We start from the raw sequence: 25,895 nt of genomic DNA on the forward strand, positions 1-25,895 counted from the left end.
TTGTCTTTAATTCACTAATTCCTTTTTTATTATTTTTTACAGTTGGCTGTAATAAATTCCAAAAAGAACAGACTAGTAGGCGTGTTAGTTCTTTCTGTTACTTCAGTCTGTTACTGATTGCGATTAAGTAGAGCCTTAATATTTACTTTAGTATTAACAAGGGATTTAAAATAATAATGTGGAAATTAAAACGTAAAGTCGTTTGTTCAGCCCTATTAGCCTCTGGACTGCTGACAAGTTCGATGATGACAAGCGCGGAGCAAACATCGTCAATATCTTCACGGTCAAACCTGTCTATCGAAAATTGTCATGTTGATGGCATAAAAGAGCAAATCAAATGTGGTACTTTGACTGTGCCAGAAAATTACCAAATGCCAGCAGGTCAACAAATTGACTTACATTTTACGGTGTTGCCGGCAATTGATAATTCAAACAACAAAATTCCCTTAATGTTTTTAGCGGGCGGGCCAGGGCAGGCGGCAACAGAGTTGGCAGCGATGCTGCGCAATCGCTTTTACGAAGTACGCAAAACGCATGACATTATTTTGGTCGACCAGCGTGGAACGGGGCAATCATCTCAACTTAAATGCGATGATGAAGCGTTTACCGCCCAAAGTGTTTATGAGTCACTGACGTTCGATTTCGAAGTGACTGAAGTAGAAGATTGTATCGCTGACTTTACTCAAGACCTTAGCCAATACAATTCAGAAAATGCGATTCGCGACTTTGATGCAGTGCGCGCTGCATTAGGCCATGAAAAAATTAACGTTTACGGTGGTTCGTATGGCACGCGAGCTGCAATGATTTATATGCGCATGTTCCCCGAGAGCCTCAATAGTGCGGTGTTAGACAGTGTTGCCCCACTCGATATGCGCATTGGTTTATTCGGTCAAAGTGGTGCCCGTTCTTATGAATTATTATTAAGCAATTGTCAGGCGGAAGAGAGCTGCCAAAAGGCTTTTCCAAACTTAGATCAAGATTACCAAAAAGTGTTTGCTGAGTTAGTGGCAAAGCCGGTTGAATTAACCATTCCACATCCTCGCTTGGGCACAGCTACCAAGCTAATTATTGATGCTGACAAATTTGTTTCAACGATTCAACAACAACTCTATAGCTTGACTGGGCGTAGCATGATGCCACTGGTAATCAATCAGGCGGCGCAAGGTAACTTTATGCCATTCGTTGGTGTACTTGCCCAAGCGGATGAAAAACAGCCGCGTGGATCTGTTTATACTAACTTGCTAATGAATATTGCCTGTAATGAAGATTTCCCTTTGATCGCGGAACAAGATTGGCAAGCCGATGCAAGCAATCAATTTGCTCGCAACATCAGTCATCGTGGTGTTCGATTAGTTTGCCCCTTATGGCCAAAATACCGTCCTGAAGCTAGCTTTTATGAGCCTGTAAAAAGTGACATTCCAACCTTAATTTTGTCTGGTAACTTAGACCCTGTGACACCACCTGAAAATGGCGAGCGAGCGGATCAGATGTTAGCAAACAGTCGTCATATTGTTGCTGAGCATTTATCGCATATTGTTGCGGTTAACGATTGTGGCGTTGGGCTAGTAGCTAAATTTATTGATGAGCTGGATTTAGAAGGCTTAGACGCGAGCTGCTTAGCTGAATTACCCGCCGAAACATTTATGACCAGTCTTAACGGCAATACTTAAGGAACGAGCATGATCAAAGTTGAAAATTTACATAAAACCTTTGGTAAAACCGTCAAGGCATTAGACGGTTTATCTTTTACTGCCAATGATGGCGAGATCACCGGCATATTGGGGCCAAATGGCGCAGGTAAAACCACCTGCTTACGAACCCTTTATGGCTTGCTAAAAGCGGATGAGGGTATTGCTACTATTGATGGTATCAGTGCGCTAGAACAACCGATTTTAGCGCGTGCTCAGTTGGGGATATTTCCAGATAAATTTGGTTTGTATGAGCGCTTAACGGCTTATGAGCAAATTGACTATTTCGCCAGTATTCACGGTTTATCTGGAGCCAAAAAGAAAGCGTCAATTGAGCAAATTCTTAAAGACCTTGAAATGGAAGAGTTAGCACATCGTAAAACACAAGGTTTCTCGCAAGGTCAACGCATGAAAGTGACCTTGGCACAAGCGTTAGTGCATCAGCCAAAGAACTTTGTCTTGGATGAGCCAACTCGCGGCTTGGATGTGATGAGTACACGAATTCTTCGCGATTATTTACGTCGCTTTAAAGAGCAAGGACACTGCATTTTGTTCTCTTCGCATGTCATGCAAGAAGTTGCTGCGCTATGTGATCGCGTGGTTATTGTCGCTAATGGTCGATTGGCGGCAGAAGGCACACCAGAGGAGCTTTGTCAGTTAGCAGGAGAAAGCCAACTGGAAGAAGCTTTTGTAAAATTAATTGGTTCAGACGAAGGAGTGGCAGCCTAATGAGTGCAGGATTTAGCCAATTGAAGGCGCTAATCATCAAAGAGTTCAAAGAAGCGTTTCGTGACAAGCGCGCGATGATGGTGGCGTTTAGTATGTCGTTGTTAGCGCCGGTGATGATTATGGTGATGTCAAAAACCATGATCAAAGAAATGGTCGATAAACCGCCTGTGTATGCAGAGTTTGTCGGTGCTGAATATGCCCCTAAACTTGTTAAAGATTTAGCGGACGAGAATATTTTACCGTTAGCAGAAGCCGAAGAAAGTGATCTGCGAATTTGGCAAGAGCGCGGTATTACCATCACCATTCCTGAAACTTATGGTCAGGACATGATTGAGGGTAAGATCATTAATGTTGTGCTTAATGCCGACTACAGTGACAAGCCAAGCCTAGCGCCGATTCGTCGTATTAAAGATGTGGTGCGCGACCACGCCCGAGCGATTGGCTACAAGCGTTTGATTATGCGCGGTGTTGATGTTCGCATTCTACAGCCACTTAATTTAGTGGAACAAGATCGCGCTCAGCCAAGCAGCAATGCCATGATGATTAGCATTATGTTGGGCTTGTACCTATTAATGGGCGCCTTTATGTCGGGCTTGTCGATTGCGATTGATTCAAGTGCGGGTGAGCGTGAGCGTAACGTTTTAGAAATGTTGCTATGTCAGCCGGTAAGTACCACCAAAATCGTACTGGCCAAGTTGTCTTGCTCTGCATCTATCTCAATTTTATCGATTATCTTAATGTTGGTTGTTACCTCAATCTCAATCGGTTTTGTGGATCTGTCAAAAATTGGTGCAACCTTTAGCATTGACCTTTACATGTTTGTTGCCTTACTTGGCCTGTTGATTCCAATTTGTATTTTGGCGGCAGCGTTACAGCTATTCTTCTCGTTCCAAGCGAAAAGTTTTAAAGAGGCGCAATCAACCGTCACTATGCTGATTATGCTGCCAGCCTTTGTACCTTTTATTTTGATGTTTATTGACGATAGACCAATGTGGCTTGATTGGCTGCCAGTTGCCGGTCAATCCATCATCATGGAAGACTTGTTTAAAGGTTTGGCAATTAACTGGTCGGCATTTGCCTTTACCAGTGTCACCACAGTTGCATTATCTGCAGTGTTGGTAATGACATTGGCACAAAAGCTGAAATCAGAAAAAGTGGTCATGGCGCTTAGCTAAACCAGCGTGGCTTAGAGATTTTTCATATGATACAGTTAGTTGCTAATAATAATGATTATTCAGTAATACCGAGTGCTGGCACATCTGAAAGTGCGTCAGTGTTATCTGAAAATAGTCATATTCGCTGCACTAATCACCGTTCTAAGGAAAGTCTTTTGAGCCACCAGCAAACCTTCATGCAATGGATGGATTCGCATGAAAAAATGCTTAAACATATCATTATGGGCTTTGAGGCTAAGCCAGCAATTCAAGAAGAGCTCTTTCAGGAAATCGCGCTTAACATTTGGCAAGCCTTACCTAAATTTAAAGGCCAAGCATCGGTAAAAACCTTTGTCGCTAAAATTGCTCACAATATTTTAGCCACCCATGTAGCCAAAGCGGTTCGAACGGTAAAAGCCGATAGCGAACTTGATGACCAACCACTCACTGATGCTAGTTCAACCCCTTATCAATCTCTTGATAAAGCGCAAAGGCAGCAACGTCTTAGACAAGCCATTCGGCAACTTAACTTCGAACAGCAGCAAATTGTGACACTGGCGCTTGAAGGTATGAGCTATCAAGAAATGGCGGATATTTTGTCGATTAGCGTCAACTTAGTAGGCGTTCGTTTACAGCGCGCCAAAACGGCCTTGATGAAGTTGTTGGAGGCATAATGACAGATAAGCAGCTAACCAACGTTGAGTTGCACAAGATGCAAAGAGACGAGCCGAGTGTACTTGATGAACAGTGGTCAGAATTAGTTGACGATTGGCAATCACAACCATACGAAAAAGTTGATATTACTCAACTGGTTAAGAAGTTGAAAAAGCGTACGCTAGCAGCAAAAACTGTACTCGGGCTTGATGTGTTGGCGACAATTTCATTGTTTGGTGCTCTTGTTTACTCGCTGAGCGAGCAAGTTATCGACTGGACAACCGTCATTTATTTGAGCTTTGGGGCATTTGGATCACTGATATATACCATCATCGAGTTCAACATTCGTATTAAAACTTGGCGCATGGATGCCAGCGACCCCAAGCAGGCGTTTGAAAAAAATATCAGTGGTATTAAAGGGGCGATTCAATATGCCAACCTTTGGCTAATTAGTTGCTTCGCCATATTGCCGATTGGTAACTGGTATATCTGGGAAATTTCCAAAACCAGCGATAAGCCGGTATGGCCGGCATATTTGTTTGCTAACTTGCTAATTGTCGTGATGTTAGTCGGTGCCTACCTATACAAGCGCAAACGGGTTAAAGAGCTTAATGAGTTAAATAAAATAATAAATGGTTAATTATTTTTTATTTGATTTTAATTTTGCTCTTTGTGAACAATGTTGAATTAAATTCTTTTTAAAGCGCTTTTATTCTCTTTTTTATTTTGCTCTTATTCTATATAGTTAGCTAATCTCCTAGCGTAAAGTTTCGCTTCGGGGCGCAATATATTTCGCTTAGAATTACTGCATATAACCAAGTTGTTCCCTGCAAATATATTGGAATAAACGAGCGCACAAATTTCGCTGGTTTATCGTGTACAAATTACCCTAGTTCGGGCAGAATATTCTGCCTCAAAATCATTATCAACGTTATCACTGTAGAGGATAAAACATGCTGACTCGGGATATGAATATTGCTGATTTCGATGCGGAATTATGGCAGTCAATGCAAGATGAAGTAGCACGCCAAGAAGCTCACATCGAATTAATTGCCTCAGAGAACTACACCAGCCCACGTGTACTTGAAGCGCAAGGTTCACAACTAACTAATAAGTATGCCGAAGGCTACCCAGGTAAGCGTTACTACGGTGGTTGTGAGCATGTTGATAAAGCAGAGCAATTAGCGATTGAGCGTGCTAAAGAATTATTTGGTGCAGATTACGCGAACGTGCAACCACACGCTGGTTCACAAGCTAACGCTGCGGTATTCCAAGCATTAGTGACACCAGGCGCTAAAGTGTTAGGTATGAGCTTGGCTCACGGTGGTCATTTAACTCACGGCTCACACGTTAACTTCTCTGGTAAATTGTACGAAGCAATTCAATACGGTTTACATCCAGAAACTGGTGATATCGATTACGAAGAAGTTGAGCGTTTAGCGCTTGAGCACAAGCCTGAGATGATCATCGGGGGGTTCTCAGCATTCTCTGGTGTTGTTGATTGGGCTCGCATGCGTGAAATCGCTGATAAAGTAGATGCTTACTTTATGGTGGATATGGCACATGTTGCTGGTCTTGTTGCTGCTGGCTTGTATCCAAACCCAGTACCACATGCTCATGTTGTTACAACAACTACTCACAAAACACTTGCAGGCCCACGCGGTGGCTTGATTGTTTCTGGTTGTGGTGATGAAGACGTTTACAAAAAACTAAACTCTGCGGTATTCCCAGGCGGCCAAGGTGGTCCATTAATGCACGTGATTGCTGCAAAAGCTGTAGCGTTTAAAGAAGCATTACAGCCTGAGTTTAAAGCATACCAACAAGGTGTTTTAGATAACGCCAAAGCGATGGTATCTGTACTTCAAGAACGCGGTTACAAAGTTGTGTCAAATGGCACAGAAAACCACTTATTGTTGTTAGACCTTATCGATAAAGATATCACTGGTAAGGATGCTGACGCAGCCTTAGGTCGCGCACATATCACAGTAAATAAAAACTCTGTGCCAAACGATCCTCGCTCACCGTTTGTTACCTCTGGTTTACGTTTAGGTACGCCAGCTATTACGCGCCGTGGTTTTGGTGTTGAAGAGACTAAGCAGTTGACGGGTTGGATTTGCGATATTTTAGATGATATTGAAAACGAAGATGTTAACGCTAAGGTTCGTGAACAAGTTCAAGAAATTTGTTCACGCTTCCCTGTATACGCGTAAAGTGTATGCCTAAGCTCTATGAGTAAGGTATATGACTAAGATATAGGCAAAACGCGATATAAATTGCGTTAAGTTTTTTGAAAAAGGTCACTTCGGTGGCCTTTTTTATTGCCTAAAATTTTTGTCGCCTAAAGTATAGTGCCAAATAATAGAGTGTAATTATATGTGTACAATTGCTGAAAATAAAACTTTACAACCGTAACGGTGCTGGCTATCATGGCCTCAAATTAGCTTAGGCTAGCAGTAACTTAAACAGTGAAATTATTATTTCGTTGTACAGTTCTTTGTAAGCCAAGACACTATTCAATTTGGTTTAAAGCCAAACAGATCAACTGAACAAACTGAGCACTATTGAAATGTTAAAAAGTTATCGATATTACCGCTCTACCTCTTTTTGTAAGGTAAGCGTTTAAAATAAAAGGCCGCAATTTAGGCTTTTTAACGCGTCGCTTACTGACACCTTTACTCTATAATTTATTTTAATTAACGACTTCACTGGAAACGATTATGGGCACACAACCACATGTAAAGACCTTGAACGACATTCACGTTAATGCCGAAGAGGTATTGATCACACCTGAACAATTGCGCAACGAACTGCCGCTAAGTGAAGAGGGGCGTGAATTTGTTAAAGCTTCGCGCCGTACCATTTCAAACATTATTCACAAGAAAGACCATCGCTTATTAGTGATCAGTGGTCCATGTTCAATTCACGACATTGAAGCGGCGAAAGAGTACGCCCGTAATTTAAAAGCAATGCATGACAAATACCAAGACAGCTTGTTTGTTGTGATGCGTGTTTACTTTGAAAAGCCAAGAACAACTGTTGGCTGGAAAGGGTTGATTAACGACCCACATATGGATGGCTCATTTGATGTCGAAACAGGTCTGCGCAAAGCCCGTGAATTGCTGCTCTACTTAACAGAGCTTGGCTTACCACTTGCAACAGAGGCGCTAGACCCAATTAGTCCACAATACCTAGCGGAGCTATTTAGCTGGTCAGCCATTGGTGCGCGTACTACCGAATCTCAAACTCACCGTGAAATGGCCAGTGGTTTATCTATGCCGATCGGCTTTAAAAATGGTACCAATGGTAGCTTAGATGTCGCCATTAATGCGATGCACTCAGCGGCGTCTTCCCATCGTTTTATGGGCATTAACAAGCAAGGGCAAGTGGCGCTTATCAAAACTTCTGGTAACCCAGATGGTCATGTTATTTTACGTGGTGGTAAGCAACCTAACTACGATTCAGTCAATGTTGCTTTATGTGAACAAGACTTAGTGAACCAAAAACTTGAACCAGCAATTGTCGTTGACTGTAGCCACGGTAATTCAAACAAAGACTACAGCCGCCAACCTTTGGTTGCAGACAATGTGGTTAACCAAATTTGTGAAGGCAACAAGTCAATTATTGGTATTATGTTAGAAAGCCATATCAATGCTGGCAATCAAAGCGCAAACTTACCAAAAAATGAGCTGAAATACGGTGTGTCGGTTACTGATGCTTGTATTGATTTTGCAACAACAGAGGCGTTGTTTGCGCAAGCCGATGCTAAATTAGCCGGCGTGTTAAAAGCAAGAATTGCTTAATTGGCATTCTTGCTGCTGGCAAATTCTCATATCGCCCATGCGAAGGCAGCACGAAAAAACACAAAACAAATACGAAAAAAATAAGTTAACAACGATAAGCATATGAAAGATATCACTGAAGCGCTTGCGCAATGCCGTGCTGAAATTGATCAACTAGATAGTGAACTAGTCCAGTTATTGGCAAAACGCCGTCAGGTGACTAGTCGGGTAGGTGCGCTAAAAAGTGAAGTTGGCATGCCAATTTATGCCCCAGATCGCGAAGCGAGTTTAATTGAGCAGCGTCGCAAGCAGGCGAGTGAGCAGGGCGTAAACCCTGATCTTGTGCAAGATATCTTGCGTCGAATTATGCAAGATTCCTATTCAAGCCAAGATGAAAGTGGCTATCGTTGTGTTAACCCTGATTGCGGTGAAGTGGTTGTTATTGGCGGTCAGGGCCAACTCGGACGTATCTTTGTTGATTTGTTTACTCGCTCTGGTTACACAGTACACATTATTGAGAAAGATGATTGGGATCACAGTGAAGCGATTCTAGCCAAAGCTAGCTTAGTGATTGTTGCTGTACCAATTCGCTTTACAGCGATGATTATTAAACAATTAGAGCACTTGCCTTCGTCATGCATTTTGGCTGATGTGACCAGTGTTAAAGAGTCTCCTTTGTATGAAATGTTAAACGTGCATAAGGGACCTGTTCTTGGTTTACATCCAATGTTTGGCCCTGATGTAGGCAGCTTGATCAAGCAAACCATTATTTCCTGTGAAGGTCGTGGCAGCGAACATTACCAATGGGTACTTGAACAATTTAAAGTGTGGGGTGCAACGATTTACCCTGTATCTGCAAATGAGCACGATCGTGCAATGGCAATGGTGCAAGTAATGCGTCACTTTTCCACAATTGCATACGGTTACCATTTAATGACGGAAGGTGCTGATTTACAGCAACTTGTTGATATGAGCTCACCGATTTATCGCTTAGAGCTTATTATGGTGGGACGTTTGTTTGCGCAAAATCCAGAGCTATATTCGGATATTATTTTCTCCAATAGCGACAACATTGCTATGATGAAACGCTTTGCTTACCGTTTCTTAGAGTTGTTGGAAGACGTTGAAATGGGCGATAAAGAAGCTTTCGTCACAATGTTTGACCAAGTTTCAGCCTGGTTTGGTGATTATGCGAATATATTCTTAGCTGAAAGCAAAGGCATGTTAGCTAAAGCCAATGAGATAAAATAAAGTTACAATGGCGGCATAAGCTTATGACAATCATAAAAAATTATGCTGCCTTTCCATTCAAAATTATCACAATACTTAGTTGTTGGGATAACAGTTAGTCTACTCGCTGCTTGTCAAACAACTGCTGATTCATCTTCTGCTACTAAAGCAAAACAAAATCATCACAAAGCCTATATCACTGGCGATGTCACCGAACAAACGCTGTTTAAAGACTACCCATACTTTGCCAAGGGTTACCAAAGTTATCAGCTTAGCCCGCAGCAAGTGGCGCTAGTGAAAAGCCTACCGAGCAACATTAGCTTAGATGTTTACTTTGGTGCTTGGTGCCATGACAGTCAGCGCGAAGTGCCACGCTTGCTAAAAGCGTTGAGTGTTAATCCAAACATAACAAGCAAGTTAATCGCGCTGGATATTCGCAAACAGGAACCACAAGGGCGAGCGGCAGCTTCCGGCGTTAAATACACGCCAACTATTATTGTTAGACAAGGTGGCGAGGAAGTTGGACGTATTATTGAGCGACCAAAAACAAACCTTGTTGCTGATATTCTGTCTTTTGTTCGTTTATAGCGGTTGTGAAAGTTAGCTAAGCAATTGTTTATTTATCAAGCATAAAACAAAAGGCCAATCGTACGATTGGCCTTTTAGTCTGTATAACTATTTATTTGTTTAGTTAGAAAACAAACGCTAAGCCAACAGAAATTGATGTGTCGATATACAGAGTATCGTCAAACTCTGCCGCGCAAATACTTTGTTCACAAAAGAAGTCGTCATCATCGTCGGTCAATGTGGCATAAGTTCTCAATTCGGTAACAAATGCTAATGTCGGCGAAAATTCGTATCGTGTACCGATGGCTATTGTAGCTGACGGGTATAGCCCACTTTCATAATCGCTATCCATAAATGTACCGCCTAAACCTAGCGAGAAGGTGGTGACATAGTTTTGCTGACGAAATTGTGCAACACCGCTAAAGTGGGCGTAAAGCAGGGTTAGATCTTCAGTTGTGCCATCGATTTGGCTATCAAAATCATGTTTCACATAATTGATCAACACTTGCCCTTGACCGTTTGGCGAATCTTGCCAAGAAAAAGCAATCCCTAAATGAGCGTCATCTGACATTGCGATATCACTACCGTCGGCAGCACCAATGTCAGAGCCAAACATATAACCAATGTAAGGCGTTATTTCATTACCGTTAACGTCACCAGCGCGTTGCGCATTAGCGCTCAAACTAAAGCATGCAAGCAACAAACACATTAAACGAGCCATGAAGCTAGCTTTGTCATTTTGTTGCCAGCGTGGCAGCCACCTAAAACTATTCATACAAATCATCCTTTTTTAGTTTTTATGCTTTTATTTATAGGTGCTTTTTATCGGCACTTATTATAGTTTTTATTGAATTTATTGATCTTGCACTAAGTAGTCAGCATTGCATTGCCTTAACAGGATTACAAGTATTTAGGCGCGTAATTAATGACTTAGTAGCTGATTTTTTGTTTCTAAAGCAATCGCTTGTAGTACGTACGCGCCAACGATACTCATTTGTTGCTCACTCGTGAGATGCTCATTTGTCAGCGTCAGCTGTTGCGCAATCACTTCATGGCTTGGCTCGCCGCTAGCGGTTAACGTGATGAACAATTTATCTAGCATTAACTTGTTGATGTTTAACTGGAACTCACTGCGACCCATTAGGCCCAATTGTTGCTCAAGCGCTGGCTTTACTAGCGTATCTAGCTGTGTTGTTAAATTGGCGAGTGCCTGCTGTGCATCTTGCTGAGGAAGTAAAACAGTCGCATCCCCAATTGTCATTTGGGTTACTTGTACAACGGCTTTCTTTAAACTGCGTTTTTCGTATTGCCAGCTAATGTTAGTTAGCTGTATCGCTAGTAACTCGTCGCTGTTTTCAATGGGTAATAGCAATTTAACGCTGCCAATAAAGCCTGAATCTTCAGCTGCTTTTGTTGATAAATCGCTAAGTGAAAACTCACTTCCTTCTGGCAACTGCTGATTAATGGCGACTTGATATTCCGTTAAATATTGCTCCATTGACTGGCTAGCGGCATACCACATTAAGGCGCCGAGTGTTGCGAAAGCGGCAAAGGCAAGAGCAGCTAATTTATTCACGTTAACTTCTTATTTTTTAAGGTAAGAGGCTGGATTATATACCCAAACGAAATCGCTAGGCGAGTTAAAATAGACAGGGGAGGAGTAAGCATTTTAAATTTGTTGTGCCAAAACAAAACAAGCTGAAATAAGCGACTAATTTAACAGGTCTAGCATGGCGAGCATTAATCGCAAAAGCCAACATGGCAGGGCATTAGTGCTAGTTCATCGAGGGGGAATTAACGTTTTTTCGGTTAACGTCCTATATTTTCAGATGAATAACATCGTTGCCGAACTTGAACTCCGGTATATTTTCACGATTAAATTTTCATGCTTAAGTTGTTATGTCTAGCTCTATAAAAAGTCGTTTACCTTTTATTTTTATCTTTGGCTTACTTGCTGCGCTTATTATCACTATTAATTGGCCTGCAGAGCAGGGCGAGAAGAAAAGTCGTCAGCGCATTGTGCCAGTGAAAACTGCCGCCGCTCATACTGAAGAGTTTAAAGACGTGATTGAGGCTCTAGGTAATGCTCGTGCCAATGAGCAGGTGCTGATCACTTCAAATTATTCCGATATTGTCGAAGAAGTCTCTTTTCAAGACGGTGAAATTGTTAAAAAAGGCGATATTTTAGTTCGCCTGAATAACCAAGAAGAGGCAGCGAAAGTAAGAGAGTTAGAAGCCAATCTAGCGGAGTCTGTAGCTCAGTTAAATCGCTTTCAAGATCTATTAACTAAAAGAGCAACATCGAAATCGCAAGTTGACCAGCAAGAAGCGCAAACCAAAGCAATCGCCGCTCGGCTGTTAAGTGCCCGTACAAAACTCAATGAACTGACCATCTCGGCACCTTTTGATGGCGTGCTAGGCTTTCGTGAAATCAGTGTTGGTGCGTTTGTGCAATCAGGCGACGTGATTACGTCACTTGACGACTTAAGTACGGTCAAAGTGGATTTCTCGGTACCTGAGCGCTTTTATACCACTATTGCGGTCGGGCAGGCGATTGAGGCAACGAACACTGCATACGACGATAAAGTCTTTATGGGTAAAATTGTCTCAGTTGACCCGCGTATTGATAATGCAACTCGCATGGTAAAAGTGCGCGCGGAAATCCCTAATTCTGATTATGCGCTGCGTGCAGGTATGCTTTTAAGCATTAACGTTGAACGCAGTGTTGAACAAGTGCTGCAAGTACCAGAAAGTGCCATTATTCCAATTGAAGACAATCATTATGTGTTTGTGGTTAGTGATGGTAAAGCGATGCGAAAACAGGTGATTGTTGGCCGTCGTAAGCCGGGTATGGTGGAAATTAAAAGTGGTTTAGACGAAAACCAACCAGTCGTGGTTGAAGGGGCACTTAAACTCAGAGATGGAACACAAGTGAAGGTTCTTGAGCCGAAAGTACAGGAGCCATCATAGTGATTTTATCTGACTTATCAGTTAAACGTCCGGTCTTTGCCACGGTTGTCAATCTGCTTATTGTCACCTTCGGTGTTGTTGCGTTTTTTCTATTACCGCTGCGTGAATATCCTGATATTGACCCGCCTGTGGTTAGTATTAATACTTCATACCCCGGTGCATCAGCGGCGATCATTGAAACTAAAATTACCCAGCTCTTAGAAGATCGCATCAGTGGTGTTGAAGGGGTTAAAAATATTACCTCAACCAGTCGTGTTGGTCGTTCTAGCATTACCATTGAGTTTGAGCTAGACCGCGATATTGATTCAGCGACCAACGACGTGCGCGATAGGATCTCACGCGCACTTCGCCAATTACCAGAACAGGCAGATCCGCCAGAAGTGTTTAAATCTGACAGTGATGCCAACGTAATTGTTTGGTTTGTAATGCAAAGTGATACCATGAGCACCTTGCAACTTACTGACTATGCCGAGCGTTATATTGTTGACCGCTTTGCTGTGGTTGACGGTGTTGCGCAAGTGCGTGTTGGAGGCGGTCGCACCTATGCGATGAAAGTCTTTCTTGATCGCGTTGCTATGGCGGCACGCGGCGTCACGGTCGATGATATTGAAACCACATTACGTGCGCAAAATGTTGAGTTACCAGCGGGTGAGATTGAGTCAGTTGACCGCGACTTTTCAATAAGGGTCGAGCGCAGTTATCGCTCAGAAACTGATTTTGCCCGCATGGTGGTTGCTAAAGGTAGCAATGGTGAATTAGTGCGTTTAGCTGATGTTGCTCGTGTTGAGGTGGCTGCGGAAGATGACGAAAACATGTTCCGCGGTAACGGCAAAAACATGGTCGGTCTTGGCATTATTAAGCAGTCGAAAGCCAATACCTTAGACGTGGTAAAAGCGGCGCGTGCTGAGATGGGAAAAATTCGCGAATCACTGCCAACAGGCACTACCATTCGCAACAGCTACGACTCTTCCGTATTTATTCAAGGCTCAATTGACGAAGTGTACAATACCTTGTTCATCGCCATGATGATGGTGATTTTGGTTATCTTCTTGTTCTTGGGCAATATTCGCGCAACCATTATTCCCGCGGTCACTGTACCTGTGGCACTGATTGGCTCAATGATGGCGTTATCAGCACTGGGCTTCTCCATCAACCTACTTACCTTGCTCGCTTTGGTGTTAGCCATTGGTTTAGTAGTTGATGATGCAATTGTGGTCTTAGAGAACATTTATCGCCGTATCGAACAAGGACAAACACCATTAATGGCCGCCTATGAAGGTGGGCGCGAGGTTGCCTTTGCGGTAGTGGCGACGACCTTAGTGTTAGTAGCTGTATTTGTGCCGTTGATCTTTATCTCCGGTAATATGGGGCGGTTATTCACTGAATTTGCCTTGGCGATTGCTGCAGCGGTTGTGTTTTCAAGTATCACAGCACTGTCGTTAACGCCTATGCTGTGTTCAAAAATGCTAAAACACCGCGAGCGCAGTTCTTCGTTTGGTCAACTACTTGATAAAGGCTTTGCCCGATTAGAAGCCAGTTATGCCAATGCGTTAAAAAGCTCAATTCATCAGCCAGTGTTGTTAGTTGCCATTGTTATCGCTTCGCTATACGCCGTGTATAGCCTATTTCTGCAATTGCCTAACGAGTACACGCCAAAAGAAGATCGCGGCGATCTGTTTATCATTATGAACAGTGCCGAAGGGGCAAGCTACGAAAGCAATGTTAAGAACATGCAGCAGATTGAGAGCAAACTTTTAGCGTATCAAGAGCGTGGTGAATTAGACCGCGTGCTAGTTCGTGTGCCAGGATTTGGTGGCTCAAGTGGTATTGCTATTGTTGGTTTACCTAAATGGGACGAACGTGCGTTTTCAACGGCTGAATTTGCTGGTCGAATGAATGGTGAATTGTCATCGGTAACCGATGTGCGAGCGTTTGCGATTATGCGCCAAGGCCTGCGCGGTTCAGGCAATAGTCAGCCAGTAGAGTTTGTGATCCAAGGAAATACCTACGAAGAGTTAGCGAAGTGGCGAGATATTGTTATTGCCAGAGCACAAGAAAATCCTAACTTACAAAGCGTGCAAAGTGATTACAAAGAAACTTTCCCTCAGTTGCTTGTGGAAATAGATCACAACCGTGCTTACGACTTAGGTGTACCAATTGGTGATATCGGTAAAACGCTTGAAACTATGTTGGGTCAGCGCCGCGTTACTACATTTGTTGACCGTGGTGAAGAGTACGATGTTATCTTGGAAGGTGATGAAGCTGATTTTGCTAGCCCGACAGATATCAATAACGTATACGTGCGCTCGCGTGAAACTAATGAACTTATTCCGCTATCGAACTTAATTACGATTAGAGAAAATGCGACGTCATCGCGTTTAAATCGCTACAATCGTTTGCGCAGTGTCACGATTACTGCGAACTTAGCTGACGGTTACTTACTCGGTGATGCGTTGGACTTCCTCAACCAAGTGGTACGAGATGAACTGCCGGATGAAGCGCAAGTGGATTACAAAGGTCAATCATTGTTGTTAAAAGAATCAGGCACTTCTATTCTGTTTATTTTTGCACTGGCACTATTGATCACATACTTTGTACTGTCAGCTCAATTTGAAAGTTTTGTTCATCCATTCGTTATTTTATTGACTGTACCCTTAGCGTTAGTGGGTGCACTTGCCGGACTAGAATATATGGGCATGAGTCTGAATATTTACAGCCAAATTGGTATTGTGATGCTAATTGGTTTAGCGGCGAAAAACGGTATTCTAATTGTTGAATTTGCGAACCAGTTACGAGACAAAGGCGAAGCGTTTGAAACGGCATTAATTCACGCCTCTCAGCAGCGTTTACGCCCTATAATAATGACCACTTTTACGACTGTGACGAGTGCGATTCCATTGGTGATGGCTCAAGGGCCAGGCCATGAAAGTCGTATGGTGATTGGTGTAGTGATTTTCGCAGGTGTATCGCTGGCCAGTATCTTCACCTTATTTGTTGTGCCTAGTGCATACTATTGGTTGTGCCGAAATACCGGCTCACCAGAAGCAATTGCCCATGAACTAGACAAACTGCAACAACAAGAGCAGCAAGGTTAATTGACTAAGGCGCTAAATGAAAAAACAAAAAGGCACGCTAATTAGCGTGCCTTTTTACTAGGTGCTTTCTATATCAAATACGATTAGATTTCTGCAGCCGGTACGCTGGTTGGCGAAATATGTTCGATAGGGTAACAGCCTAGCACTTTGATAAACTTAGTTAGCTCGGTTAATTCACCGATAGCTTCTTGCATTGCCGCTGATTTAAGGTTGGCTTCCACATCAATGTAAAACATTTCTTCCCAAGGGCGGCCTTGAATAGGGCGAGACTCTAATTTACACATGTTAATGCCTTTCTCTTTTAGCACTAACAAACACTCCACTAAGGCACCAGGCTTTTGACCTGTCGCTAGAATAAAGGTCGTTTTAGCAGGAATTTGTTCAGCAACATCAACAGGCTTTCGTGCGACAAGAATAAAGCGGCTATGGTTTTCATCTTGGTTGGCAATGGATTTTTCTAAGGCGTGCAACTGGTACAAGTGGCCACCTTCTTCACTGCCAATAACGGCAACTGTTTCATCTTGTAATTCATAGACTTTTGCCATGGCATCGGCTGTGCTATCGCAATATTCAATGCGAATGTCGTGTTGCTTGTCTAAGAAGTTACTGCACTGTGTGAATGGTTGACCGTGTGCGTAGATGGTTTTGATATTTTCTAAACGAGTATTGACCGCTGTTAGCAAGCAATGCTCAATGGGTTGCGTGATTTCGCCAACGATTGCAAGGTTAGTATGTTGCAGCAGATCGTAAACTTCATTGATACTACCAGAGCTTGTATTTTCAATGGGGAGCATACCGTAATCAACATGGCCAGCTTCAACCTGTTGCATAATATCGGCAAAGCTTTGACAGCCTGATTCAATAATCTTTTCCGCGCGGCGTGAGAAGTAACGGTGACTAGCAAGGTAGCTGTATGAACCCTTGTTGCCTAAGAAGGCCACGCTGACCATCGGCAATTGCAAGTTAGGGTTAGTTAAGGTTTGCAAGTATGCCTGCTGGTTAAGCACTGAATCTTCAATAATGGTTTGGAATACGCTGGTCACGTAGTGGGCATCTAACCCTAATTCTTTACCTTGTTTTATCAAACGAATCAGCAATTCTTGCTCACGCTGTTGATCTCGTACTGGACGCACCTGGTGTGCTTTACTTTTGGCAACATTGAGTGTGAGCGAACGGCGCTTGGCAAAGAGCTCGAGCAATTGCTGGTCGGTTTCTGTAATTTGTGCTCTTATTTCGTTTAGGTCTAATGATTGCTCCACGTTGACTCCTTTGCTTTAGCTTGTTGCTAATATAGTACCGTTAAAAAATAGATAAAAAAAAACCTCCAGTGTGGAGGTTTTTCGGGTTAATTTTTGCCGCAAAAAACGCTCCTCAACGAGAGAGGATAAAAAACAGGCTAAAGAAACGAGTGCCTGATAAAACGTTTTTGATTGCGCTTTTTACTGCGCTTTCAATAGCGAAAGTAATATTCATGGCTTTAATGTATCGACAGTCCTACTAGAGTTCAAGCACTATTTTTTAACTATAAATGCCTAATATGGCAGCAACGTTAGCGTATAGCGAGTTTCACCCGGTAAAAATGGGCTAGGTTTACCTGCAACCCAGTCGCTATGTCCTTTGCCAAAGTATGGGCTCCAAGGATGACCAGCCTGGCTGGTAGGCATATGAAAAATGCCAGACTCTTCATGCCCAGGCGAAACGATCATACGCTCTGACGCGCCAAAGCTGCCACCATCAACTCTTGGCATGAAGCCGTCGCCAGGTAATGGTTCTGCCGGCATGTTAAGGTAACCACCGAAAATAGGGATAGCGCTACTCAGCGGGTGTTTAATCTCAGCGGCATTATGTTGGCCCCAAGTGGCATCTGCAAGGTTTTGTTGTTCGGTAATTTCACTAAGCACTTGGTCTAACGACTCTGTTAGCAATGTTTGCCAGCTCATGCCTTGTGCTAGATAACCAGCAGGTTGTTCAGTTACTAATAGCCATAGTGGCTCTTCTAAAGAATTTCGCACGGTTTTTAGTGAAAAGTTTTTATCTTGCTCACTAAGGTAACTTTCCAACTGTTCAAAGACTTGAGCTTTGACCTTAGATTTAAATGCTTTAACGATGCGGTAGCCAACGGAATCAACACTGGCCATCAGTGGCTGCTGACTGATAAAAGGCAGAGCTGTTTGCCAATGAGAATTCGCGCTTAGTGCGGGCTCAGTTAATATTTGGTCTAGCAACAGTCCTTGCCAGCGCGACAGGTAAATGGCTTCTGTATCAAGTGCGATATCGAGTAAAGTTTGTTCGTCGAACGCTTGTTGCTCAAACAGCCGGGTTTTAATTTGCTGAGCGCGAGCACCCAGTGCGTAGCCGCCATTACCGATATGTTGGTACATCTGACCGCCGACAACACGAGAGTTGGCTGTCCACAGTCGTTGTTGTGCAGGAGAGATAACCTTAGGGTAATCTTTAGGGGCTAGGTAACCTTTCCAGCCAAACTCGCCAGTGGACCAATCTTTTGGTAGTTCTCCTATGTCACCGTGTTTTACTGGAATTTGCCCCATGATTGTCCAAGCAATATCGCCTTGGCTATCAGCAACCATTAAGTTCTGTGCTGGTATGCCTGCACTTGCTGCAATCTTTACAGCCTGTTCAACATTGGTGGCTGTTTCTAATTTTATATGCGCTAAGTTGACCGCGTTTGTATCATGGGCTACCCAACGATATGCCAATAGATTGCCGTTTTTATCTTCACCAATTACTGGCCCCCAAACGGTTTCTTGCGTTTGAATTTCGACGGTTTTTTGATCTTTGATGGCAATCATGTGGTTGCGCTGAGTAAAATCTTCAAAGCCACTTGGTGTTAGGTATTGGCTTTTGTCTTTGTTTGTTTTAAGTAGGACCACGTCACTCCAGTCGCCGTAGCTATTAGTGAAGCCCCAAGCAATATGTCCATTACTGCCAACGATGACATTGGGTGTGCCAGGCAAGGTCGCGCCTGTTACCTTAATCGGACTGCCATCTGGCAACTTGTACTTTAATGATGCTCGATACCAAGTGTTGGGCACGCGAAGCCCTAAGTGCATATCGTTTGCCACAATTGCACTACCCGTTTTAGTCAGTGCTCCAGATACGGCCCAGTTGTTTGAACCGACAAAGTTTTGTTCTGTTAGTTGTTTGCTAATAAAGGAAAGGGACGCTTGTGCTTCTTTATTGCTTGTTTGAGAAGTGTTTAAGTCAGAAACAACTAAGTCAGATGAGAATTCCTTAGATGATATGCTAGCTGGAAAGCTAGTTGGCATAGTAGCTTGAGGCATTCGAGTGCCATCTATTGCTGCATCCCACTGCGTACCTTTGGGGGTTAAAAAAGCAAAGAGGTCTTTAGGCAATGATTGCTGCATAGCGAATAGACTTAACTCGCGCTCACCGCCAGCGTACTGTAAATCAAGATACATGCTAAATACGGTCAGTATGGTGTCTTCCTCTTGCCAGAGCACAGGGGTTTGTCGCAGTAACAAATATTCGAATGGATTGGCACCAAGTCGCTGAATACCTTGATTAACACCCCGAGTATACGCCTTTATTAGTTCAAACTCGTTCTTAGGAAGCGTGTTGATAATTGCTCTGGCACGCTCTCTAAAACGGTGTACACGAATTTTTTTATCATAATCAAGAGCAACTTCACCAAACAGGCTAGAAAGCTCACCCGCTGAGTTTCGGCGCAGCAGATCCATTTGGAAAAAGCGCTCTTGGCCATGAACAAAACCAAGTGCCATGGCGGCATCCAAACGACTGTCGGCTTGGATTGTTGCTATGCCGTATTCATCACGAGTGATTTCAACTTTTGCGTTAAGACCATATAACGCGGTATTGCCGTCCAGTTGCGGCATCGCATTGTAAATGCTGCTATATATCCAGGCTGATGCAGTAGCTAGAATAAATACCAGTAAAATGACACCACCCAGTAAAAAAGGTTTGATTTTGTTCATCACTAATTATTGTTATTTCGTTTGGGTTTTGAGCTTAGATTACTGCGATTTGTTGAGATGTGCACGGAAAATGCGGTAAAAGTGCGAGTTTTTTGTGCAATTTATTGACATAAGTTAATGTTTTTGCTTAGGTTAAAAAATAGTCAATAATTCAATGGTATTTTTGGCCTGACAAATGACATAATGTGGCCTCGTTGTAACACCACTGTAGTGAAAAACTGCTAAGTTACAAAAGTTGTTAATTTAGATGTTGTTAATGTGACTATGGTTGATCATGGAAGAATTGTCTGTAGAAAGGAAGTCTTTAGCTAGTAGCTAAACAGGATTACTTTTAACGCAACGAAAATAACAATAACGGAGTTTGCATGTCAGACAATTTTAATCGCTACATACAAGTAGGTGAGTGGTGCTTTGAGCTTAAAATGGTTAGGGCGCTTAAAGTAGAAGAATACGGTAAGCCATATAGTGCTATTGCCAACTGCAATATCAATGGTGATTCCATGTATATCGACGGCTTAGTAACCAAAGATGGTGAAGAGTTTACCAAAGATGACTTTATGACCTTTCACCAGTTTACTGAAATGCTTGGTTTAGATAATTTTTCTTACCATAGATACCAAGATGGGCGCTCGGTTACACGGGAAGTAAAGGTTAGAAAAACAGCTCAGCGAAAGGCTCAGAAAAAAAATATTGAATCTCAAGATCCTGAGTATATAAAGTTAGTTCAATAGCTAGCCTTCTATATTTTTATCTATCGATATTCAACAATATCTAGTCATTTATTGGCTAGGTGTTGTTTATTGATTTTGGGGGATTTATCACTACCTAGTTTTGCTGATTGGTTTTGCTTAAAGAGTTAGGCAAAACCCAGAAAGCATCCTCACCCGTGGCAAATAGCCCAAGAACTTAACGCTTTTATCTACCCAATTCAATTTTTCATACTTTTTTACTACAACTGTTATTACTCGTGCCAATTTACAACGTATCATTTTTTGATTTATCAGTATGTGAAACATCGGCATATCAGGAAATTGGGTATTTCATGTGAATATCACAACTAAAGATTTTGCAATTTTAATTTTAGCCGCAGGTAACTCTTCGCGCTTAGGAGAAGCTAAGCAACTAGTTAAAATCGACGGTGAATATCTACTAATCCGCCAAATTAAACTCGCCTTAAAGCTTAGCAATAACGTAACGGTTGTCATTGGCCATGACGCTGAAACTTACCAAGAATTATTAGCGCCTTGGCCGGTGAACATAGTTGAAAATAGCAGGTGGTCAACGGGAATGGGTTCCTCAATTGCTTGCGGGGTTTGCAATATTATCAATGCTTCTAATGCTAGCGGTGTATTACTAATGCTAGTAGATCAATGGCAAGTCACTGAGCAAGATATTGCAAAGTTGATTACTGGGCACTCAATGGGAGAGCAACTTGCAACCATAAGCTGTTGGACTGAAACAGATAATAATTCCGTTGAATTTGGCCCGCCAGTGATATTCTCGCAAGCGCTTTTTGATCACCTTAGTAAGCTAGACGGCAAACAAGGTGCAAAGTTCGTGCTGGCTAAATTGCGAACTCAAAATAAGCAATTAGTCGAGCAGATTGAGCTTATTAACGCAAAAGCCGATTTAGATACGCCTGAGCAGCTCAGAAAACTGCAACTTCAACGCAAAGTTTAAACATATCAGCCAGTTTTGGCGTATAGTTATAGCTGTCAAAGTAACCTTTCTATCCTTTAGAAAAGTAAGCTAAAAATAATAAAATCAACGATGTAAAGTCAATGACACAAAACATTGCAGTAGTGATAACAACCTAGTGAAGCTATCAAGGAAGCAAACATGATCACCTTAAATGTAAACGGTCGCGCGCACCAATATAGCGATGATGAAAATATGCCGCTATTGTGGGCGCTGCGCGATATTCTTAATTACACAGGTACTAAGTACGGTTGCGGTAAAGGGCTATGTGGCGCTTGTACCGTTCATTTGAATGGCCAACCTGTGCGCTCTTGTGCCACCCCAGTCTCGGCTGTTAATGGGCAAAAAATTACTACCATTGAAGGCTTATCAAACGATGGTGACCACCCAGTTCAACAAGCGTGGCAAACACTGAATGTGCCACAATGTGGTTATTGTCAATCGGGCCAAATGATGTCTGCGGCTGCGTTACTTGCTGCCAACCCAACCCCTAATGATGCGCAAATTGAACAAGCCATGAGTGGCAACATTTGTCGTTGTGGCACTTATGAAAGAATTAAAAAAGCGATTCATTTAGCGGCAGATTTATCAACCAAAACCGCGCGTGTCGACGATTTGGCTGTTGATGTTGGTTCAACTGGCAAACTCTCAACCGGTAAACAAGGAGCATAGCCATGACGACTAAAAAGAGTGTTGAAAATGTTAGCCGTCGCTCGTTTTTAAAAAACTTGGGTTTAGGGTCAGGGGCTTTAGTGCTGGCGGTTAATTTTCCTGAAGTAAGCGGTTTGCCGAAAGCCTTTGCAGCTCCTGCTAGCACTAAATTTGAACCAAGTGTTTATGTTCACATTAATGCCGATGATACTGTTGGTATAATTGTTCACCGCTCAGAGATGGGGCAAGGGATTCGCACCAGTATCCCTATGATAGTGGCAGACGAACTAGACGCAGACTGGCAAAAAATTAATGTTATTCAAGGCTTAGGTGATAAGAAATACGGTAGTCAAAATACCGACGGTTCACGCTCTATTCGTAACTTCTACCAACCGTTAAGAGAAGCTGGCGCTACAGCTCGTACTATGCTTGAGCAAGCGGCAGCCAATCAGTGGCAAGTACCTGTTGGTGAGTGCTATGCCAAGGCTAATCAAATTATTCACAAACCTACGGGTAAAATTGCTAGCTTCGGTTCCTTAGTGGCAGTTGCCGCTACTTTACCAGTACCAGATCCAATCTCGCTAAAACTTAAAAGCAAAGCAGACTTTAATTTTATCGGCAAATCCGATATCCCGCTTGTTGACGGTCATGATATCGCCACAGGTAACACCACATACGGTTATGATGTGCAATTGCCCAACATGGAATATGTAGTTATTGCAAGGCCGCCTGTGCTTGCCTCAAAGCTGGTAAAATTTGATGCCAGCAAGGCGAAAAAAATTAAAGGTGTGATTGATGTAATTGCGCTGGAAAACTTGGAAGAACCACCATTGTTTAAACCACTAGGCGGTGTTGCCGTGGTAGCCAAAAATACTTGGGCGGCAATGCAAGGTCGCGAAGCGTTGGAAATTGAATGGGAAAACAGTAGCCACGCAAGTTACGAAAGCGAGGAGTATAAAAAATCCCTAGCAGCAAGTTGTGATGCGCCTAGTGCAGTATTGCGCAAAGCAGGTGATGTTGATGCGGCGCTAGCCAGTGCAGACAAAGTTTTTTCAGCTGATTACTATGTGCCTGAGCTCATTCATGTGCCAATGGAGCCACCAGCGGCTGCTGCACATTACCACGATGGCGTGTTTGATATTTGGGCTTGTACGCAAACGCCACAATCAGCGCAAGGTACAGTCGCGCAACTGTTACAAGTGCCGCCGGAAAACGTTAATATCAATGTAACCCTGTTAGGTGGTGGTTTTGGTCGAAAATCCAAGCCTGATTTCATTGTAGAAGCCGCTATGATGTCAAAACTTCGTGGTAAGCCAGTGAAAGTCTGCTGGACACGTGAAGACGAAATACAAAATGGCTATTATCATGCGGTCAGCTACCAAAAACTGAAAGCGGGTTTGGATAACAAGCACAAGGTGACGGCTTGGCAGCATAATGTTGCCTTACCAACCATTAGCTCAACCTTTGCCAAAGGTGCTGATGTTATTGCCTTCGAAGCTGACTTAGGCTTAATTGATATGCCGTACGACATTGCGAATGTGCAATGTGCTGCGGGCAAAGCGACTGCTCATACGCGTATTGGTTGGCTGCGCTCAGTGACGAATATCAACCAAGCATTTGCAGTCTGCTCGTTTGCTGACGAACTTGCTCATGAGGCGAAAACTGACCCGAAAGACTACCTATTGAGCTTATTAGGTGATGACCGTCATATTGACCTTGCAGCGCAAAACGCTAAATACGGCAACTATGGTTCCGATATAAAGCAATATCCTATAGATACGGCGCGTTACAAAAATGTCGTTAATCGTGTCGCGAAAATGGCCAATTGGGATAAGCCTCGAAAAGCTGGTTCTGCTTTAGGCATCGCAGTACACCGCAGTTTTGCCACCTATGTTGCTTGTGTAGCTGAGGTTAGCGAGCAAAACGGTAAAATCAAAGTCGATAAAATGTGGTTTAGCCTTGATTGCGGTACTGCGGTCAACCCTGAGAGGATTCGCTCACAAATGGAAGGCTCAGCAGTGTTTGGTATTTCGCTAGCTTTTTATGGTGAGCTGACAGCTAAAGACGGTGTGATTAATCAGACCAACTTCCATGATTACCCGGTTGCGCGCATGGCGGATACGCCAGTAACCGAGATCGATATTGTTGATAGCGATGCACCTCCGGGCGGTATTGGTGAACCGGGGGTACCACCAGTTGTGCCAGCAATTACCAATGCGATATTTGCTTTAACGGGTAAACGTTATCGTGACTTACCACTTGCTAAACAAGGTATTGTTTAGCACTCGCGCGTAACTCAATATTCAGATTTAGCCTGAGCTAAATTTTAGCTAAGCCGAAAAGGCCGTTAGTTCTTACTAACGGCTTTTTTTATGTCAATTAACCCTGCCATATAACCAACTTTTTTGTGTGATTAGTCGCGCACTAAACCTGAATTTTGTACACTTACCACCAGAAAATTTATGCAAACTTTGGGGTTGCCCAAAGGTTTAATGTATTGAGTAAAGGGTAGGTTATGGCCTCATTGCAAGATCAGCTATTAAAAGCGGGTTTAACAACTAAGCAGAAAGCGCGACAAGCCAATAGTGACAAGCGCAAAAAGAACAAACAAAAACGCAGTGGCGCACAAGTTGAAGCCAGCATGCAAGAGCAGGTTAAACAAGACATTGCTAAGCAAAAAGAACAAAAACTTGCGAAAGACGCAGCATTAAATGCCGAGAAGCAAGAGCAATTAGCGGCGAAAGAATTGCATCAACGCATATTGCAAATCTTAGCGCATCATCAAGTCAAAGATATCGACGGGGAAGTTGAATATAACTACACCTTTGGCACTAAAGTGAAAAAGCTCTTGGTCAATGAGCTAACGCAAAAAGCCTTAGTTAACGGCCGATTATCTATTTGTGGTTTAGATGATGTCACTTATGTGGTTACCAAAGAAACTGCCGACAAGCTTGCGACGCTTGATGAAACCGTGGTGCTACTCAGTAACGACAAGGTTGAAGAGTCCGTTGATGAAGACGACCCGTATGCAGCATACCAGATCCCAGACGATCTGATGTGGTAACCACTGCACTGAGCGAAACATGTAAAGTACATTACGCCAAGCAAGTACATAACGCTTAAACACAAATTACTTTTCCAATTATTTAAGGTAACTCTATGAAATTATTACGCTGGTTAGTTGGCCGAATTGTTATTTTAGTTAACTTTCTGACTCAACCTAAATCACCTAGATTAACTGTGCAACGCCAACAAGAAATTGCTGAGCTGACTAAAAATTTAAGCTTGTATCATCTGCCAACTTGCCCGTTTTGCGTGAAAGTGCGCCGTGCGATGAAGCGTGAAGGCATCGAGTTACCGTTGATGAATATTAAAGATAACAATTACGCTGTGCGCGAAGAGCTTATTAACGGCGGTGGCAAGCCAACCGTTCCGTGTTTGAAAATTACGCACGATGCTGGTGAAAACAAGGTCGAATGGTTGTACGAGTCTGACGATATTATTGCGTACTTGCAAAAAACAGTTCAACAAGGTGCGCAACAGCCTATACAAGCGGCATAGGCTCTCCGTTGCTACTGTGCCACTGCTATTGAAATCATTGATAGCCTCCAGCGGCAGCTAGCCGCGCAGAAATAATCTGAGTGAATTGAAAATTAATTCACTCATGTGCGGTCTACAATTGCTATAAGCGCCTATTTTGTAGGTC

Annotated in this window: 21 protein-coding genes; 17 read left to right on the forward strand and 4 right to left on the reverse strand. The window is 43.0% G+C overall.

The features are described from left to right. The first annotated feature begins 176 nt into the window (after positions 1-176). The 9 genes from ACSLUR_RS03650 to ACSLUR_RS03690 all read left to right on the forward strand — a co-directional run bounded on the left by ACSLUR_RS03650 (position 177) and on the right by ACSLUR_RS03690 (position 9,822). The gene (locus tag ACSLUR_RS03650) at positions 177-1,670 is read left to right on the forward strand and encodes an alpha/beta hydrolase (protein ID WP_448551893.1); all 1,494 of its coding nucleotides are present in this window, start codon (positions 177-179) and stop codon (positions 1,668-1,670) included. A 9-nt stretch (positions 1,671-1,679) separates the two neighbouring features. After that, positions 1,680-2,417 (forward strand): ABC transporter ATP-binding protein, encoded by a 738-nt coding sequence (locus ACSLUR_RS03655; RefSeq protein ID WP_448551896.1) that lies wholly within the window; start codon positions 1,680-1,682, stop codon positions 2,415-2,417. After that, positions 2,417-3,592 (forward strand): ABC transporter permease, encoded by a 1,176-nt coding sequence (locus ACSLUR_RS03660; protein ID WP_448551898.1) that lies wholly within the window; start codon positions 2,417-2,419, stop codon positions 3,590-3,592. Before ACSLUR_RS03655 ends, ACSLUR_RS03660 begins: the two co-directional genes overlap by 1 nt. 26 nt (positions 3,593-3,618) lie before the next feature. Further along, a complete protein-coding gene (locus ACSLUR_RS03665; protein ID WP_448551900.1) occupies positions 3,619-4,245 on the forward strand; it encodes an RNA polymerase sigma factor in 627 nt (208 codons plus the stop codon). Then, the gene (locus tag ACSLUR_RS03670; protein ID WP_448551902.1) at positions 4,245-4,865 is read left to right on the forward strand and encodes a hypothetical protein; all 621 of its coding nucleotides are present in this window, start codon (positions 4,245-4,247) and stop codon (positions 4,863-4,865) included. The genes ACSLUR_RS03665 and ACSLUR_RS03670 overlap by 1 nt, the downstream gene beginning before the upstream one ends. Before the next feature lie 313 nt (positions 4,866-5,178). Continuing rightward, a complete protein-coding gene (glyA, locus tag ACSLUR_RS03675; protein ID WP_116014624.1) occupies positions 5,179-6,435 on the forward strand; it encodes a serine hydroxymethyltransferase in 1,257 nt (418 codons plus the stop codon). Between the two features lie 507 nt (positions 6,436-6,942). Beyond that, complete coding sequence (locus ACSLUR_RS03680) at positions 6,943-8,025, forward strand: 3-deoxy-7-phosphoheptulonate synthase (RefSeq protein WP_448551905.1); 1,083 nt, start codon at positions 6,943-6,945, stop codon at positions 8,023-8,025. Between the two features lie 102 nt (positions 8,026-8,127). Then, positions 8,128-9,255 (forward strand): bifunctional chorismate mutase/prephenate dehydrogenase, encoded by a 1,128-nt coding sequence (gene tyrA, locus ACSLUR_RS03685; RefSeq protein ID WP_448551907.1) that lies wholly within the window; start codon positions 8,128-8,130, stop codon positions 9,253-9,255. 42 nt (positions 9,256-9,297) lie between these two features. Next, the gene (locus ACSLUR_RS03690) at positions 9,298-9,822 is read left to right on the forward strand and encodes a thioredoxin family protein (protein ID WP_448551909.1); all 525 of its coding nucleotides are present in this window, start codon (positions 9,298-9,300) and stop codon (positions 9,820-9,822) included. 103 nt (positions 9,823-9,925) lie between these two features. On the opposite strand, the gene ACSLUR_RS03695 is transcribed toward ACSLUR_RS03690, so the two are convergent. Together ACSLUR_RS03695 and ACSLUR_RS03700 are read right to left on the reverse strand one after the other, a co-directional pair. Continuing rightward, the gene (locus ACSLUR_RS03695; protein WP_448551911.1) at positions 9,926-10,576 is read right to left on the reverse strand and encodes a hypothetical protein; all 651 of its coding nucleotides are present in this window, start codon (positions 10,574-10,576) and stop codon (positions 9,926-9,928) included. A gap of 147 nt (positions 10,577-10,723) precedes the next feature. Beyond that, complete coding sequence (locus tag ACSLUR_RS03700) at positions 10,724-11,377, reverse strand: hypothetical protein (RefSeq protein WP_448551913.1); 654 nt, start codon at positions 11,375-11,377, stop codon at positions 10,724-10,726. Positions 11,378-11,700: 323 nt separating this feature from the next. Here ACSLUR_RS03700 and ACSLUR_RS03705 point away from each other — a divergent pair, with 323 nt between their 5' ends. Together ACSLUR_RS03705 and ACSLUR_RS03710 are read left to right on the forward strand one after the other, a co-directional pair. Further along, complete coding sequence (locus tag ACSLUR_RS03705) at positions 11,701-12,771, forward strand: efflux RND transporter periplasmic adaptor subunit (protein ID WP_448551915.1); 1,071 nt, start codon at positions 11,701-11,703, stop codon at positions 12,769-12,771. Further along, entirely contained in the window at positions 12,771-15,866 is a 3,096-nt protein-coding gene (locus tag ACSLUR_RS03710) for an efflux RND transporter permease subunit (RefSeq protein ID WP_448551917.1), read from the forward strand. The genes ACSLUR_RS03705 and ACSLUR_RS03710 overlap by 1 nt, the downstream gene beginning before the upstream one ends. 83 nt (positions 15,867-15,949) lie before the next feature. On the opposite strand, the gene pheA is transcribed toward ACSLUR_RS03710, so the two are convergent. Both pheA and ACSLUR_RS03720 read right to left on the reverse strand, forming a co-directional pair. Then, entirely contained in the window at positions 15,950-17,125 is a 1,176-nt protein-coding gene (gene pheA, locus ACSLUR_RS03715) for a prephenate dehydratase (RefSeq protein WP_448551919.1), read from the reverse strand. A 273-nt stretch (positions 17,126-17,398) separates the two neighbouring features. Beyond that, positions 17,399-19,840: a penicillin acylase family protein gene (locus tag ACSLUR_RS03720; protein ID WP_448551921.1), complete on the reverse strand. Its 2,442-nt coding sequence runs from the start codon at positions 19,838-19,840 to the stop codon at positions 17,399-17,401. 365 nt (positions 19,841-20,205) lie between these two features. Between ACSLUR_RS03720 and ACSLUR_RS03725 the strand changes: the two genes are divergently transcribed. From ACSLUR_RS03725 to ACSLUR_RS03750, 6 genes are all read left to right on the forward strand, one after another. Next, entirely contained in the window at positions 20,206-20,571 is a 366-nt protein-coding gene (locus ACSLUR_RS03725; RefSeq protein WP_448551923.1) for a hypothetical protein, read from the forward strand. 313 nt (positions 20,572-20,884) lie between these two features. Continuing rightward, positions 20,885-21,520, forward strand: a complete 636-nt coding sequence (locus ACSLUR_RS03730; protein ID WP_448551925.1) for a nucleotidyltransferase family protein — start codon at positions 20,885-20,887, stop codon at positions 21,518-21,520. A gap of 159 nt (positions 21,521-21,679) precedes the next feature. Continuing rightward, a complete protein-coding gene (locus ACSLUR_RS03735) occupies positions 21,680-22,210 on the forward strand; it encodes a (2Fe-2S)-binding protein (RefSeq protein WP_448551927.1) in 531 nt (176 codons plus the stop codon). A gap of 2 nt (positions 22,211-22,212) precedes the next feature. Next, on the forward strand, positions 22,213-24,471 hold the full coding sequence (locus tag ACSLUR_RS03740; RefSeq protein WP_448551929.1) for a xanthine dehydrogenase family protein molybdopterin-binding subunit: 2,259 nt from the start codon (positions 22,213-22,215) through the stop codon (positions 24,469-24,471). Positions 24,472-24,704: 233 nt separating this feature from the next. Beyond that, entirely contained in the window at positions 24,705-25,253 is a 549-nt protein-coding gene (locus tag ACSLUR_RS03745; protein ID WP_448551931.1) for a DUF2058 domain-containing protein, read from the forward strand. A 95-nt stretch (positions 25,254-25,348) separates the two neighbouring features. Beyond that, the gene (locus tag ACSLUR_RS03750) at positions 25,349-25,750 is read left to right on the forward strand and encodes a glutaredoxin family protein (RefSeq protein ID WP_448551933.1); all 402 of its coding nucleotides are present in this window, start codon (positions 25,349-25,351) and stop codon (positions 25,748-25,750) included. Positions 25,751-25,895: the final 145 nt, after the last annotated feature.

Source organism: Thalassotalea montiporae, from assembly GCF_053485855.1.